This is a genomic window from Liquorilactobacillus capillatus DSM 19910, from assembly GCF_001434915.1.
Classification (GTDB): domain Bacteria; phylum Bacillota; class Bacilli; order Lactobacillales; family Lactobacillaceae; genus Liquorilactobacillus; species Liquorilactobacillus capillatus.
The window spans coordinates 17444-32622 of record NZ_AZEF01000025.1; the positions used below are offsets into that span (position 1 = coordinate 17444).

Here is a 15179-nt window from a genome sequence, read left to right on the forward strand (position 1 = left end):
AGAAAGGTCTCAATCACATGAATCAAAAGCAACACAAATCTTTATCAGTTACTTGGTTATTAGTAATTCTAATTCTGCTTAGTTCTGTCATTACGGGAATCAGTACAGAAAAAGCTGTATCTGCAGGTGGTGCTTCAATATTAACATTATTATCAGTAATTTTTGCTCTATGGCAAGGTTCACGTCGTTATGGTTGGAAAGGAATTCTTATTTTTTTAGTTACAGCTTTTATATTTGGTAATTTTTATGAGAATCTTAGTATTGCGACCGGTTTTCCTTTTGGCAATTATTATTATACGTCCGCACTAGGACCTAAGTTAATATACACCCCTTTATTTATTAACATCGCCTACTTTCAAATGGCTTTTGTTGCCTGGAATTTAAGCGAGCCGCTTCTTGAGCAGTACAGCAATAGTGTTAACGGTAAAATGCTCTTTGTCCAACCTTTCCTTGCATCCTTTATAATGGTCATGTGGGATGTAGTGATTGATCCTTGGAGCTCAACCGTAAGTCATGCTTGGCGTTGGCGAGATGGTGGTGCTTATTTTGGTGTTCCCTTCTCTAACTATTTGGGATGGTTCCTATGTGTCTTTTCAATTTTCTTTTTCTTCTCTATGTATACTAAGAACTACCAGAAAAACATAATTCCAGAAATCACTAAGAAACACAGTTATTGGATTCAAATAGTTTTAGTTTACTATTCCTGGGTCATCCTGTTATTGCTAAAAGCATTAAGAACACCTTTTTATCAAAAAGTAACAGACCTAACCGGACAGACTTGGCATATCCAGCAAATATATCAAGTTGGCGGACTTGTTGGACTGTATTCAATTGTTCCAATTGGTTTGTTAGCTCTAGTAAAAATCTTTAAACGCTATTCCCTAAATTAGTTCTATAAAGTAGCCTATTAACAATCTGCCTCCTTAATTAACAAACAAAAACATTCAAAAATGATCTATAACAAAACGGCTAATTTATCATAGATCATTTTTTAGATGAAAAGACTGGGTCAAAAGTTAAATTTTGATCTGTTCCCTCTATTTGTTACAGACAAACGTGTTTCATAAACTACACTCCTCCTTACTTAGTAGCCAAAATATCGCTGCGCATCCTTTTTAATATTAAGAAAGAAAGTGCATTTACGTTGACAAGTGTAAACGTAAGTTCTAGACTATAAGCGTAGATTACAAGTGTAAACGAAAGGAGGCAGATCACTTGAAAAAAAATGATACAACTCTGATGTCACCCTCTGAATGGGAAGTTATGCGCGTCATTTGGACTACGGGCGGTGCCAGCAGTAAGGAAGTAATCAGCTTGATACAGGCAAAAAGTACCTGGTCCGAATCGACCATCAAAACGCTGCTGAGACGCTTGGTTGAGAAAAAGATGTTATCAACAATCAAAGAAGGCCGCCGCTTCTTCTACCGACCAACGATAACTGAAGCTGCTGCAATGGATAAAGTTGTCAGTGATCTTTTCGATCATTTATGCAGTATGAAAAAAGGCGGTGTTATCTTGAAGCTTTTATCTGAGCTGACCCTCAGTCGGAGTGATATTGAGCAAATGCAACAGCTCTTAAGCCAAAAAATCAAGACAGCACCTGTTGCAATTGCTTGTGATTGCCTATCCAATGATCGAAATTGTGATCAGAAGAAAAGCTGTTGAAGATTTGGAAAGGAGGAATTAACTTATGGATAAAATTATAATCGTCGTTCTTGCACTTGCTATCATTGCCTTTATTATTTGGTGGTTCTTCGGTAAGCACACTGCTCAAGAAGGCACTGCTGAACAGCAAGGTAACCTACAAAATGCAACGGTGGTCGTTAATGGTGGTTACAACCCAAGTACGATTGTTTTAAAACAAGGTCTTGCTGGACAAATCACCTTCCATCGCAAGGACCCATCAAGTTGTTTAGAACGAGTTGTCTTCCCTGACCTAGGGATCAATGATTTTTTACCGCAAAATCAGGACCATGTCATTAAGATCGATACATCTCAAGCCAAGACATTTGAATACGCTTGCGGTATGAATATGTACCATGGAAAAGTGGTGGTCAAATAATGAATATCAAAAATAGGTTTATCTTCTCCTTGATCGTTTCGTTTCCGATGTTTATTGGAATGATAATCATGCCCTTTGGCTACGAGCTACCCGGTGGGATGTGGACAATGTTTTTACTAACCACTGCTGTAATGGTGATCTCCGGTCGGCAATTTCTCCAGAGTGCATGGGCATCGTTCCTCAACCACCACGCTAATATGGATACATTAGTTGCAATTGGAACTTTCACAGCTTATTTCTACAGCATCTACGCCATGCTGACGCATCAACCCGTTTTTTATGAAAGTGCTGCTTTTGTTATCACGTTTGTTTTATTAGGTCAGGTCTTTGAGGAAAAAATGAAACATGCTGCTTCCGGAGCTGTTGAAAAATTGCTTGATCTGCAGGCTAAAGATGCAGAAGTTATTCGTGATGGTCAAACACTAAAAATACCACTGACAGAAGTTAATGTTGGGGATATCATCCGGGTCAAACCGGGACAAAAAATTGCTGTTGATGGTGTCATTACCGAAGGCAGTTCAACGATTGATGAATCAATGGTCACTGGTGAAAGTATTCCTGTTGCTAAAAAAGTTGGAGATACTGTTATTGGTGCTACTATCAACAACACCGGGACCTTCACTTTCAAAGCTGCTAAAGTCGGAGATGATACATTATTGGCTCAAATCGTTGAACTGGTCAAAAAAGCTCAGACTAGTCATGCGCCTATTCAAAAGATAGTTGATAAAATCGCTGATATTTTTGTTCCTATCGTTATCATCATCGCTATCTTGACCTTTGTTACCTGGTATATCGTTCTAAGTGCCAGTTTTGTGCAAGCGATGCTCTTCGCTGTTTCAGTTATTATTATTGCCTGTCCTTGCGCACTAGGAATCGCGACCCCCACCGCTTTAATGGTTGGGACTGGGCGCAGTGCTAAGTTGGGAATTTTAATCAAAAATGGTGAAATCCTTGAAGCTGTTAATAGTATCAAGACCGTTGTCTTCGATAAGACAGGAACGATTACTGCCGGTAAACCTAAAGTTACTGATATTATTGGTGACCAACAACAAGTCCTTGAAGTTGCTGTCAACCTTGAGGCAACTTCGGAGCATCCCCTTGCGGCCGCTATTTTAACTAAGGCACAAGAAGTTGGGATCGCGGTCCAAGGTGCTCAGAACTTTACTGCACTAGAAGGCAAAGGAATTCAAGCTCAGATTAGTAATAAACAGGCTTTTATTGGCAATCAGAAACTGCTGGCGGACTATCAGCTGGATGAAGCAACCGCCGCTAAAATGCTGGAACTGCAAAATGAAGCCAAGACAGTTGTTCTTGTTGGTTTTGATGGACAGATCATTGGTTTGATCGCTGTTCAAGATACACCCAAGAAAAGCTCAGCTGCAGCCATTACGGCTCTCAAAGAACGTGGGCTACGCACAGTGATGCTAACTGGCGACAATGAGCACGTTGCCCAAGCGATTGCTGATCAAGTTGGAATCGATGAAGTACTTGCTGATGTTTTGCCAGGTGATAAAGCCGCTAAAATCAAAAAACTACAGCAACAAGCCCCCATTGCTTTTGTCGGAGATGGCATCAATGATGCTCCCGCATTGACCACCGCCAATGTCGGAATTGCAATGGGTTCAGGAACAGATATTGCAATTGAATCTGGAGGGATCGTACTTGTTAAAAATGATTTGCAAGATGTTGTTCTCGCGTTAGAATTGAGCCAAAAAACCTTTAACCGGATTAAACTCAACTTATTTTGGGCATTCATTTACAATACACTGGGTATCCCTGTTGCGGCCGGTCTTTTTGCCGGAATCGGCTTAACGCTAAGTCCAGAATTAGCTGGGATCTTTATGGCATTAAGTTCTATCTCTGTTGTTGCAAGCTCGCTACTGCTTAATCGTGTTAAGCTGTCACATACCGCATAAGTCTTTTGAAAGTCCGTTTGAATGGAGGCTGAAAAATGGATAAACAGAATTCTAAGAAGGTTACAGCTCTAGTTACTATTGGAGCTCTTACCTACGTCGTCTTTTCATTACTCGCCGGAACATTCTTAATGCAGCTTTTTGGTTAATTTTCCTTTTTCAGGCAACTATCTGAGTGAAACAATTAAACTACTCCAAAAAAATATTACTTAAGTCTGTGTTAGGGACTCAAGTAATATTTTTTTACTTTATTAAAGATGCTGACTATAACTCATTTTAAGCTAGATATTTTATCCGCTGTCTGTTTAGAACGGCTTGAATATTCAAATAATTGGATAACGTTTTTGATTGCAGTCTTCTGTAACAAGAAAACGAGACTATAGCCAATTACTACTCCTAAAGCATTCGTAAGAACATCGTTAATATCGATCCAACGTGAAATATGGAAGAGAAGATCATAAATCAATTGGCTACACTCGATCATCATTCCTACCCCGCTACCCAGCAACAGCACTTGCTTAAACTTTAGTCGCTTTATCAAGAAAAAGTATCCACCTAGTGGAACCGTCATTAGTATATTTAAGAAGAAGCCAACATCAATGTAACTGAAAGGAACAACATTAATTGGTATCGTCCCCAGACGATACAATGTCGAAGGTACTTCCCTATATGCATCAGGTGTTGGTGAAAAAACGAGGTACCCAACAACAAACAAGTAAAAACCAAATGAAACAACAGTGAAGATCTTCCAGATATTCTTCTCAGCTAAGCGTGAAAGGCCCATTTTGATAGCCACTGCCAACCCAGTCATATTTAAAATAAATGGAACCCAACGTCCAATTTCCACCATTTGAGTCCCCCCTTTTATTTTAAGATTGCCACTAATAACTACAGCTTATATGATTAAATCTACACTAGCACAGTTTTCCTAATAATTATCTTAAAGCAACCCTTTCATTCATGAATATCATACTTTCTTAAGTTTATTTATACCCTTTTAATGATTTTACTATTTTAGTTATAATAAGTCAGAAAAAAATAATAGCTTATTGACAATCTATATATAAATCGGTAAATTTAACATTGTAGCTTACAAGCATTAAAGCAGTCGATCAAGAATTGCATTTATCGTAAACGTAATGCTTAACGACTCAGTTTCTAGGGAGGAATATTATGCATAAATTAAAAATAGGTTTTGCATTAGCTATCATTGGTACTTTAACTGTAGTGCTCACTGCCTGCGGTAGTTCAACGGACAATGCGGCTTCATCAAAAAGCACTTTAAATCTAAGTGCAACAGCTCCGCTCGATACAATCGATATTTCAAAAGCAAGTGGGTATGGTCAAACCGGTAATGTTTTTGAAAGTTTTTATCGCTTAGGTAAAAAGGGAAAACCTACAGCGGGACTAGCTAAAAGTAGCTCTGTTTCTGCGGACGGTAAAACTTGGACCTTCAAGTTGCGCAATGCCAAATGGAGTAATGGCGATAGAATCACTGCTCAGGACTTTGTCTATTCATGGCGGCGGACTTTGAATCCAAGCACCAAATCAACTTATGCTTATTTATTCAACGGAATTGAAAATGCAGCGGCCATCAGTGCGGGAAAGAAAAAGCCTCACACACTTGGGATCTCTGCTCCCAACAATGAGACAGTCGTTGTTAAACTCAATAAACCAATTGCTTACTTCAAGGTTTTGATGAGCTACCCATTATTTGGACCACAAAGTCAAAAAGCAGTCCAAAAATATGGTAAAAAGTATGGCACCAAGGCTAAATATATGGTCTACTCAGGACCTTTTAAAATTAGCAAATGGACAGGCACCGGTAACAAATGGCAATTCGTAAAAAATAAGCACTACTGGGATAAAAGGGCCGTCAAACTACAGACCATTAACTATCTTGTCGTTAGCAGTCCAACTACAGGACAAGAGCTTTACGAACAAGGTAAGTTAGACTTGACACCCTTAGCAGGACAGCAAGTTAAGAACTTTAAACACAGTTCACAGTTCAAACAGTATCCATATTCTTATGTCTCCTATCTGCAGTATAACTTCAAGGATAGCGATTCAGTTAAACAAGCGGCTATGAATAATCGCAATATTCGGTTAGCCTTATCCTTAGCCATTGATCGTGATATCCTGACCAAGAAGATCCTTGGAAATGGTTCGCAGACACCACGGGGCTTTGTCGCATCCAGCCTTGCACGTGATCCGCGTAACAACAAAGATTTTGCCAACCAGCAATATGTAAAAAAGACAGTTGAACGTGATACTAAGTTGGCTCAACGGTACTGGAACCAAGGAATGAAAGAGATTGGTCAAAAGAAATTAAACTTAACCGTGCTTGCTTCAAATGATGATGCCAATAGCAGCGTAATTGCGGAATACCTACAATCAACCTATACAAAGGTTTTGCCAGGGCTAAGCATTACAGTCAATAGTATTCCGGCAAACAATGCTCAGCAAAATGCACTTAAAGGCAATTTTGATATTTATCTCTCTGGTTGGGGTGGTGATTTCAGCGATCCTATCACTTTCTTACAAATTCCGCAGACGAATACAGCATATAATTACGGTAAATATTCCAACGCCAAGTATGATCAACTAATCGACCAGGCCCAAAATAAAAATGCAAATGACCCAGGTAAACGCTGGGAGAACCTTGTTCAGGCCGCTCGTCTCTTTAATAGCGAGCAAGGGATGACACCTGTTTACCAGCAAGTCACCGCCTACTTGCAAAAGAACAATATCAAGGGGATCATCCATAATACGGCTGGGACACAATGGAACTATAAATATGCTTCCAAAGAATAAATTTAGCTTATCTTAGTCAATTAAACTTGAGTTTGAGACAACAGTCTCGAACTCTTTTTTGTATTCTTTGGTTGTAAACGTCCGGTATTGCAATGCACGGTAAAAGGCAACGCGTTGCAGTTAACTTCAAGTTAATTCTAAAAAGGTTGCCAACTTTTGCCCCATGTACTTTGGTGTTTCACGTGTACCAGCTTGCAACCAGCTTAATGAAGTGTTAATGACTGCCCCAGCAATAAAGTCCGCCCAATATTTATCGTCTATTCGGCTATTTTTACTTGAGGCGATCAGTAAGTTATTTTGTAAAAGATACTGATAAGTTGTCACAAAAGATCTGATCAATACTTGTTCTTTCCCCGCTCGCAGCAGGGTCACTTGTGAAACAATATTATTTAAGGATAATTGAAAATAATGTTCCATTAATGTTGAAAATTTCAGTTGCCCATGACTAGGCAGACAACGTAAATATCTAATAATACTCAACATCTCAAACTCGCTGATGATATCATCAAAAGTTGTAAAGTTCTTATAATAGTAAGTCCGTGAAACCCCAGCTTTACGAGTGAGTTCGGTAATTGAAATGGAGTTAACTTCTTTAATCCTCATCAAATCGATAAGTGCTTGAAAAATAGCAATTAGTTTTTCACTTTTTCTTTCTTGTGGCGACATAGTTAACAAAAAGACCCCTTTCGTAAACTAAAGATATAAAGTAAGCATACCTCGTGCTATCGTGTGAAACAAGCTCTAAAAATTAAAAACATGAGGTGTACGTACTATGGACAAAAAGCAGAAAATAATTATCTTGCTAACAACAATTGGAATTTTTCTATGTATGTTAGATACAACTATCATGAACATCGCACTGCCTAAAATTCAAACAGGATTAGATGTTGGGTTAGAGAACCTTTCATGGGCGTTGAATATCTACACGATTATCTTTGCCGTTTTTACAATTCCCTGTGCTCGAATCGCGGATCTTATCGGACGAAATAAGATTTATCTTATCGGCTTAATAGCTTTTATGCTAGGCTCATTCTTCTCAGGCAGTGCCCACAATATTATTGAATTGATCTGCGCACGCGGAATCCAAAGCCTTGGCGCGGCCATTGTTTTTCCTGCTAGTATGACAATTGGTATCTCAGCGGTCGGGCTGAAGAGTAGAAAAACAGTGCTGACGATTCTGGGTATCACACAAGGCCTCGCCTCAGCGCTTGGACCAACGATTGGCGGAATTATTACACAGTATTTAGGCTGGCGTTTTATTTTCTTTATTAATTTACCACTCACTATTGCTGCTATCTTTTTAGCACTAAATTACTTGCCGCTCAAAAATGAAGATACTATACATGCTAAAATCGACTTTACAGGTATGCTCTTATCCATGCTGATGTTATTCTCGTTAACGTTTATATTGATCAAAGGTAATGATCTAGGCTGGTCGAGTTCCTCTATTCTTAGCTTGGCTACACTAGCTTTCTTTACCTTTATTCTATTTCTTATCGTTGAAAGCCGGAGCCAAGCACCTATGATCCCCCTGACCTTATTCAAGAATCGTCAATTTATCGGTGCAGTCCTCGCGATGATTTTAAGCGGTATTTTTCTAGTTGCTGTTATGGTCATTATGCCGACCTTTTTTACTACAGTTCTTGGAAAAAGTGAGTTAGCTGCTGCATTTATGATTACCCCTGCTCCTGCTGCTATTTTCCTACTATCACCTATTAGTGGCCGTTTAGTCGATATCACCGGTCCACGCTTAATAATGCTATTAGGCTTTTTACTAATACTGGCGGGATATCTTATCCTTTCTTTCAGTGATCCTGCACATTATTATCAGCTGCTTATTAGTTTTATCTTAATTGGCGGCGGTTTTGGCATTATTGCTGGTCCAATCGTCGTTCTTGGTGCAGCCAGTTTCACCGGTGAATTACTAACAGCATCGCAAAGTGTCCTTGGTTTATTCAGACAAATTGGAACTTTATTAGCCGTTGCAATTTTCGTTTCAGCACTGACAGCTAATCTTCAAGCTGCTAAGAGCCATTCACTTAAAAGTGCTACCGCACGGATCGAAAGGACAGCACTACCTAAACCGCTTAAGAAAGCTTTTCAAAAGACAACCAAAAAAGTCCTTGCAAGTGACGGTAAGCTTTCAGCGCAAGAACAGCAAGCAGCAATAAAGCAGCGCACTAAAAACATTACTCAAGCAAAATACACGGCGACTTTGGCACACATACCAGATAGTTCCCAGCTTTCTCGCCAAACCAGACAAGAAATGTATGCTACTATAGCTACTAAAGTCCAACGAACAATTTTACATCAGGAAACAATTATGTTGCACACTACAAAGAAGATCAAAAAAGAAGTTAAAACAAACTTGAAACAAGCTTTCTTAGCTCCTTATCAGAAAGCTCTTCCCTTTGTCTTACTAGCTACCTTTGCTAGTTTATTATTTTACCGAAAAAAAGACTACCAGCACTAAACCGGTAATCTCATAGTATCTGAACCTGAATTTATAATATGCTTCATAAGCTACTCTGCTTCTGGGTAATAATCTTTCCCTAGCTGTTTTCTTACTTTATTTTTAGTCAAATCAACATCTTTTACTTTATCTCTCAAATCGGCAGGTGTTTCCAAATACTTTTCCCAAACATCTTCCATCGCCTCACTAAGACGTTTAAAATCGGCTTTATCAGAAGACAAATCTTCATCTGTGAAGATAAAACTAGGGATCGTTCGCGGTTGAATCTTTCCATTATAAAGAAGCTGAACTTTCTGACAAGTATAACCCTGCTCACCACCGATCCCGACTTTATATGCAGCGTTTAATTCAGGATCACGATGGCTCGCCGGTACATACTTAAAAAAATAAGGGTTAAAAAGTCTCATAGTTGTACCTCCTTCGCTGTCTAAGTTAAGTATAAAGGTTTCACAAATGAGATGCCACTAATCTGGATTTTAGTGTAATAAAATAGATAATCACACCTTCTAGTAAAAGAGTTATTAATATTCCCAAAATTAAACAGTAATAATTACCATTTGATATAGAATAAGTGATAGAATAAATTGAGTTTAGCAATTTTTATAATTGCGTTATTCTAATTTAGACTAGATCTAAGGATGGTATTTATGACTAAGAAGATTCCAATTACAGTTATTTCAGGTTACCTAGGTGCTGGAAAAACCACACTCATTCTGCATCTTTTAAAATGCAAGATGGATAAGCGTGTAGGGATTATCGTTAACGATTTAGCCGCTATTAACGTTGATCACAAGACGATCGTCAATAGCCCCTACTTTTCAGAAGCTGACCGGATAATCCCTATATCTGATGGGACCATCAGTACTTCACACCGGCAAAAACTAGTCGATGCTTTATATGACTTAGCGACTTCTGATGAAATTGATTTAATTTTAGTTGAATCCTCAGGTGTAGTTCAACCAGATGTCGTCGCGGCCAGCATTGTTAAGGGCAAAACATCGACCACGCAGGAATTGAAAAGTGTCTGTTATTTAGACACTAACGTTACTATTGTTGATGGCTTTAGGATCTTGCAGCAATTTTTACCTGGTCAAGGAGAGTACAATCAGGATTTTGTCGCAAGCAACCAGCTGATCGTTAACCAAATTGAGTTTTGCGACGTCCTTCTTTTTAACAAAATTGATCTCCTAACACTTGAACAAAAGAATTATTTGCAAGAGATCGTTCGGCAAATGCAACCAACCGCACAGTTTTATGAAACAAAATTCTCACAGATCGCCGTTAACAAGGTTCTTCAGACACACCTCTTTAATGCAAAGAAGTCTTTAGATGAGCTCAATCTATCAGATCCACTGCGCTTATTAAATCATGCTCATGAGACCCAGTTTAAAATCAATTCTTTCGTTTATCGACGCCGGTGCCCCTTTCATCCTCAGCGCTTTAATTCCTGGCTTGATCACTGGCCGCCAGAGATTACACGGTGCAAGGGAGTTATGTGGCTCAAGACGCAACCAGCAAGAGTCTTTACTATCTCACAGTCAGGACGAGCGATGGACATCATCCCTTCAGGTTACTGGATCGCAACATTACAGGAATGGGAAATCAAAAAAATGTTTACTGTACGTAAAAACTTAGCTGCCATTTGGGATAAAGAATTTGGTGATCGAATGATTGAATTAGTCTTTATCGGACAAAACATGAATAAAGATCAAATTATGCATGATCTAGATACCTGTTTGTATCAATCAAATGAACCGATCGATGATGTTAACGATCCCTTTAAGTTAAAACATTAGTCTAGCGACAAAAGTATTTGCTTGGATACAGTACTTGCTAGCTCAGATATGCTTCTCTAAATCCCCCTGCTAAAATTATTTTATTTATTGATCCAAAATCAAATTGGGCTAAGTCAAAGATACATTTTGACCTAGCCCAATTATTTATTTGCACAAAGATACTATCTATATTAATTTATTTCTTTTATCCATTTAGTTTATCTTTAGTTGGACGCTCTACTCGATCATTTAAGACTGGCATAAGAAAAATTGCTAACCATAATGAAAATGTTTGAAAAGCTGCTTCTATAATGTATCCAGCCCAGTAGCCAACAACGAAGCCCTTAACATTACCAACCTGAGAATAAACAATTGGAAAGGCCTTAAGTGCATTCAAACCAAAGGTGACAATCCCAATAAAGATCAAAATTGCCACCTGCTTCCATGTAATGTGAGTAAGAAAAGTCTTAAGGCTTATCGGCAAATGTACGCACAATGTAATAAAGATTGCAATAAAGGCTATTTTGATCATCCCAATATAGGGAGGCTCTATAGTCCAGACAAAGGCAGCATAACTCAAAAATAAGAAAATAATATTCAGTAGATAACTGTAGTGAAAGATACGGTTGTTTCGTTGATTGGCTTGAAAGCCGTCATTATATTGCTTTAACATAAGCTCATCCTCTCGTAGTAGTTGGTCAAGTGTAATCTGATAAATATCACTTATTTTAATTAAGGTTTTAATATCAGGATAACTACGCCCATTTTCCCAACTAGAAATTGTTTTTCTAGAAACAAAAAGTTTTTGTGCAATCTCCTCCTGCGTAAAATTATTTTGGACACGCAATGATTTCATTTTCAATTTAAACTCCATTCGTTCACCTCCTAATAGGAATATGATCCCACAGGCTGTTAAAAACAAGCTACAAACCTTAGACATTACTAATTTCACTTGATTTACCGGCCTTTCACACAAGCAAAAAGTAATTGACCCTTTATCAAGCCGCTGTGCCACTACTTTTAAAAGTCATACTAAACAAATAGGCTCCCAGCAAATAATCTGGGCGCCCCGGTGAAACTTGATTCGTTGATCACTAAAATAACAAGCATCTAAAAAAAAACCTGTCTCTACAATAAGCTTATTTCTTTGAGCTGTTAAAGAGTCGCTCACTTAGCTCAATCTCTGCTTTTCCAGGTTTACTGTTAAAGAATGTAACTTGGCCTTGGTGATCCCCCGACCGGAGTATATCCTTATTTTGCAGCTCACGCTGTAGTTCACGTGCTGCCCCTGGGCCACCATCAATAATAAAGGGTTCAGGTTGTCCTATCACATCTTTAATTGCATCCTCTACAAATGGAAAATGTGTGCATCCCAACACGATCGCATCAGTTTTTCCTTTATACTGGCGTAACAATGTCTCTAAATATGAATGAACGGCGGCTGAATCTAATTCGCCACGCTCAACAAACTCCACCAACAAAGGTGCTGGTAGCGGAACTAAGGTAGCATCTTTTTTATATTTTTCCATTAACGCGGTAAACTTTGCTTCACGCAAGGTCAATGGCGTCGCCATAATCAAAATCTGCGAATTCTTCTTGCGCTCAACTGCTGGTTTAACCGCTGGCTCTAATCCAATAACCGGTAATTGCGGGTAACGAGCCCTAATATCATCGATTGCTGCACTTGTCGCCGTATTACAAGCAATCACGATCGCCTTGACCTGCTTTTTTATAAAGCTCTTAACAATTGTAAAACTTAGTTCTTTCACTTCTTCAGTTGGCCTGGTCCCATAAGGTGCATTCTTAGAATCACCGAAAAAGATAAAATCTTCCGCCGGCATTAACTGATGCAGATTACGTAAAACACTGATTCCTCCTAAACCAGAGTCAAACACCCCAATCGGAAGATTCTTTTTAGAGCTCTCCATAATGTCTACTTCCTTTTTAAAATTATAGTCATTCTTAAAGTAAAGCAAGCAAAAAGCCCAAGAATTAAATAAGTATTCTTAGGCAATTATCGCAATAGTTTAGGAAAAAATTAATTAAGTCTCAATCATTTATGATTATCACTTAACCCTTAAGTTTTCTCACCTTAGGCCTGTGCCGCGACGTATTGCTGAATTCGTTTAACTGCTTCCTGTAAGTTCTCCATACTTGCAGCATAACTGATACGGACATATCCCTCACCACCAGCACCAAATGAAATCCCAGGAATCAACGCGACTTTTGCATCACGTGCAAGGCTGCGAACAAACTCCCATGAATCCTGCGGACATTTAGCTGGAATTTTAGCGAAAATATAAAAAGCTCCATCAGGACGGACAATCTTAAAGCCTGCCTTCTTAAGCTCCTTGACTAAGAGTTCCCGCCGCTTAAGATATTCTTTTTGCATAGCTACACTATCTTTTTTACCATTTTTCATTGCTTCTAACGCCGCATACTGTGCATTTGCAGTCGGTGCCGTTACCATATACTGATGTGACTTGATAACTTGTTCGATAAAATCTTGCGGTCCCATGATATAACCAATACGCCAACCTGTCATTGCATGTGATTTTGATAATCCATTAATAATAACCGTATTATCAGGGGCAAATTCTGCTAATGAAGCATGTTTATGATTGTACGTTAGTTCCGCGTAAATCTCATCACTAATTGCCCAGATATCCTGCTCCTTAACTACTTCCGCAAGTCCCCGCAATTGTTCACGCGTATACGTAATACCAGTTGGATTATTAGGGTAGTTTAAAACAACCGCCTTAACGTGGGCCAAAGGATATTCATCGAAGACTCGTCGTAAACGTTCAGGGGTCAAAATAAAGTTGTCTTCACTAGTATCAACGGTAATGATCCGCCCTTGATTAAGCAATGTATCAGGAATATAAATCGGGAAGATCGGTGTTGGCACAATAACAACATCTTCTGGATTCAAGATGGCCTGCAGACTGGCCGCAATTCCTTCTGTAGCCCCAATCGTTGTTACGACTTGTTCTGGTTTATAGTTAAACCCAAATTTCTCATTATAATATTCAGCAGCTGCTTTCCTTAACTCCATAATTCCAGCATTAGGAGTATAGTGTGAATGATTATCCTCAATTGCCTTAATAGCTGCTTTTTTAATATGATCTGGCGTGTTAAAGTCAGGTTCACCCAAAGTCAGCTTAATGATCCCAGGAATACTGCTAACTTCACTATCAAATTGGCGAATATCTGAAACTGCGATTTGTTCGACCCTATTATTAAATCTATTTCTTTTCATTTTATATCTCTCCATAAAAATAAAGTTAGAATCCAAGAAAGCTATTTTTTATAATTATAGCACGAATCATCTCAAAAGAATGATTTACACCTCGTTTTTAGCAGAGACAATTTCAAAAACACCGTCTTGGAAAGTAAATTATTTTTAATAATTATTGTAAAATAAACCCCTGCCACATTCTGATTAAGAATCAGCACATGACCGGGGTTTAGTTGAGTAACAATTGTAAAGTACTTAAGCAGCGATATTGAAGCGAGAAATCTTTTGCAAGCGACTAGCAATTACTATGATAAAGAAAAGCTTAACTATCGCTGGCAAGATGAAAGGAACTGTACCTGTTAAAAAGGCCGTCTTAACCGACATATGCAAAACCGGCACCATCCACAAGGAACCAATAATAAGATTCAAAGTCGCACCTATGAGATTGGCGACAAACAAGTCAATTGTCTTGCGACCACGAAACTTTAGGTAAAGAGATGTTACCAGTGCATAAACAACAAAGGAATAGAGATAACCGGCTGTTGGACTAATTAGGACAGCAGCTCCACCTGAGAAACCTGCAAAAACTGGCAAACCAACAGCTCCAAGTACTAGGTAGGCCACCACGACCTCAACCGCATAGAGTGGTGAAAGCAATGAGGCAATAAGCCCCAACGCAAAGGTTTGTAAGGTCAGTGGCACGATTGGCAGTGGAATCGTAATCTGAGAACAGATAATCAATGTTGCCAGTAATAAGCCTGCGAGGGTTAGTTTATGTAATTTTTCTTTTGTTAGCATCCAAAAAACTCCTTTTATTAAATTCAGTAGCTCAATCATAGCGTATCTCGTCCTAACCGTCAACCGGCATTTTTTATAGGTTAACTAAAAAGAAGAGGATTACTGG

The 15179-nt window shown here is 38.7% G+C and carries 14 protein-coding genes; 7 read left to right on the forward strand and 7 right to left on the reverse strand.

What is annotated here, in order from left to right; all coding sequences use genetic code 11:
* The first annotated feature begins 17 nt into the window (after positions 1–17).
* From FC81_RS05400 to FC81_RS05415, 4 genes are all read left to right on the forward strand, one after another.
* The gene (locus tag FC81_RS05400) at positions 18–890 is read left to right on the forward strand and encodes a carotenoid biosynthesis protein (RefSeq protein WP_057743937.1); all 873 of its coding nucleotides are present in this window, start codon (positions 18–20) and stop codon (positions 888–890) included.
* A 325-nt stretch (positions 891–1215) separates the two neighbouring features.
* Complete coding sequence (locus FC81_RS05405; protein ID WP_157054718.1) at positions 1216–1665, forward strand: CopY/TcrY family copper transport repressor; 450 nt, start codon at positions 1216–1218, stop codon at positions 1663–1665.
* 25 nt (positions 1666–1690) lie between these two features.
* Positions 1691–2062, forward strand: coding sequence for a cupredoxin domain-containing protein (locus FC81_RS05410; RefSeq protein WP_057743939.1), 372 nt, complete (start codon positions 1691–1693; stop codon positions 2060–2062).
* Positions 2062–3978 (forward strand): copper-translocating P-type ATPase, encoded by a 1917-nt coding sequence (locus FC81_RS05415; RefSeq protein ID WP_057743942.1) that lies wholly within the window; start codon positions 2062–2064, stop codon positions 3976–3978. The genes FC81_RS05410 and FC81_RS05415 overlap by 1 nt, the downstream gene beginning before the upstream one ends.
* A gap of 268 nt (positions 3979–4246) precedes the next feature.
* Here FC81_RS05415 and FC81_RS05420 read toward each other — a convergent pair whose 3' ends face one another.
* Complete coding sequence (locus FC81_RS05420) at positions 4247–4825, reverse strand: VanZ family protein (RefSeq protein ID WP_057743945.1); 579 nt, start codon at positions 4823–4825, stop codon at positions 4247–4249.
* A 323-nt stretch (positions 4826–5148) separates the two neighbouring features.
* Between FC81_RS05420 and FC81_RS05425 the strand changes: the two genes are divergently transcribed.
* Complete coding sequence (locus FC81_RS05425; RefSeq protein ID WP_057743948.1) at positions 5149–6789, forward strand: peptide ABC transporter substrate-binding protein; 1641 nt, start codon at positions 5149–5151, stop codon at positions 6787–6789.
* Between the two features lie 126 nt (positions 6790–6915).
* Here the strand turns inward: FC81_RS05425 and FC81_RS05430 are convergent, their stop codons facing one another.
* Positions 6916–7455, reverse strand: coding sequence for a DUF6262 family protein (locus FC81_RS05430; protein ID WP_057743952.1), 540 nt, complete (start codon positions 7453–7455; stop codon positions 6916–6918).
* Positions 7456–7561: 106 nt separating this feature from the next.
* Between FC81_RS05430 and FC81_RS05435 the strand changes: the two genes are divergently transcribed.
* The gene (locus FC81_RS05435; RefSeq protein WP_057743955.1) at positions 7562–9262 is read left to right on the forward strand and encodes an MFS transporter; all 1701 of its coding nucleotides are present in this window, start codon (positions 7562–7564) and stop codon (positions 9260–9262) included.
* A gap of 50 nt (positions 9263–9312) precedes the next feature.
* Here the strand turns inward: FC81_RS05435 and FC81_RS05440 are convergent, their stop codons facing one another.
* Positions 9313–9669, reverse strand: coding sequence for a hypothetical protein (locus tag FC81_RS05440; protein WP_057743958.1), 357 nt, complete (start codon positions 9667–9669; stop codon positions 9313–9315).
* 240 nt (positions 9670–9909) lie between these two features.
* Here FC81_RS05440 and FC81_RS11130 point away from each other — a divergent pair, with 240 nt between their 5' ends.
* Positions 9910–11058, forward strand: a complete 1149-nt coding sequence (locus FC81_RS11130; RefSeq protein ID WP_057743961.1) for a CobW family GTP-binding protein — start codon at positions 9910–9912, stop codon at positions 11056–11058.
* A gap of 184 nt (positions 11059–11242) precedes the next feature.
* Here FC81_RS11130 and FC81_RS05450 read toward each other — a convergent pair whose 3' ends face one another.
* The 4 genes from FC81_RS05450 to FC81_RS05465 all read right to left on the reverse strand — a co-directional run bounded on the left by FC81_RS05450 (position 11243) and on the right by FC81_RS05465 (position 15073).
* On the reverse strand, positions 11243–11911 hold the full coding sequence (locus FC81_RS05450; RefSeq protein ID WP_057743963.1) for a helix-turn-helix transcriptional regulator: 669 nt from the start codon (positions 11909–11911) through the stop codon (positions 11243–11245).
* A gap of 265 nt (positions 11912–12176) precedes the next feature.
* Positions 12177–12965: a glutamate racemase gene (gene murI, locus FC81_RS05455; RefSeq protein WP_057743965.1), complete on the reverse strand. Its 789-nt coding sequence runs from the start codon at positions 12963–12965 to the stop codon at positions 12177–12179.
* Positions 12966–13129: 164 nt separating this feature from the next.
* On the reverse strand, positions 13130–14296 hold the full coding sequence (locus tag FC81_RS05460) for a pyridoxal phosphate-dependent aminotransferase (RefSeq protein WP_057743968.1): 1167 nt from the start codon (positions 14294–14296) through the stop codon (positions 13130–13132).
* A 234-nt stretch (positions 14297–14530) separates the two neighbouring features.
* Positions 14531–15073, reverse strand: coding sequence for a biotin transporter BioY (locus FC81_RS05465; protein ID WP_057743970.1), 543 nt, complete (start codon positions 15071–15073; stop codon positions 14531–14533).
* Between the last annotated feature and the right edge of the window lie 106 nt (positions 15074–15179).

Bases quoted from the DNA above. Each gene is read 5' to 3' on its own strand.
- FC81_RS05400 (WP_057743937.1), top strand. From the start codon at position 18: ATGAATCAAAAGCAACACAAATCTTTATCAGTTACTTGGTTATTAGTA.
- FC81_RS05410 (WP_057743939.1), top strand. From the start codon at position 1,691: ATGGATAAAATTATAATCGTCGTTCTTGCACTTGCTATCATTGCCTTT.
- FC81_RS05415 (WP_057743942.1), top strand. From the start codon at position 2,062: ATGAATATCAAAAATAGGTTTATCTTCTCCTTGATCGTTTCGTTTCCG.
- FC81_RS05420 (WP_057743945.1), bottom strand. From the start codon at position 4,825: ATGGTGGAAATTGGACGTTGGGTTCCATTTATTTTAAATATGACTGGG.
- FC81_RS05425 (WP_057743948.1), top strand. From the start codon at position 5,149: ATGCATAAATTAAAAATAGGTTTTGCATTAGCTATCATTGGTACTTTA.
- FC81_RS05430 (WP_057743952.1), bottom strand. From the start codon at position 7,455: ATGTCGCCACAAGAAAGAAAAAGTGAAAAACTAATTGCTATTTTTCAA.
- FC81_RS05435 (WP_057743955.1), top strand. From the start codon at position 7,562: ATGGACAAAAAGCAGAAAATAATTATCTTGCTAACAACAATTGGAATT.
- FC81_RS05440 (WP_057743958.1), bottom strand. From the start codon at position 9,669: ATGAGACTTTTTAACCCTTATTTTTTTAAGTATGTACCGGCGAGCCAT.
- FC81_RS11130 (WP_057743961.1), top strand. From the start codon at position 9,910: ATGACTAAGAAGATTCCAATTACAGTTATTTCAGGTTACCTAGGTGCT.
- FC81_RS05450 (WP_057743963.1), bottom strand. From the start codon at position 11,911: ATGGAGTTTAAATTGAAAATGAAATCATTGCGTGTCCAAAATAATTTT.
- murI (WP_057743965.1), bottom strand. From the start codon at position 12,965: ATGGAGAGCTCTAAAAAGAATCTTCCGATTGGGGTGTTTGACTCTGGT.
- FC81_RS05460 (WP_057743968.1), bottom strand. From the start codon at position 14,296: ATGAAAAGAAATAGATTTAATAATAGGGTCGAACAAATCGCAGTTTCA.
- FC81_RS05465 (WP_057743970.1), bottom strand. From the start codon at position 15,073: ATGCTAACAAAAGAAAAATTACATAAACTAACCCTCGCAGGCTTATTA.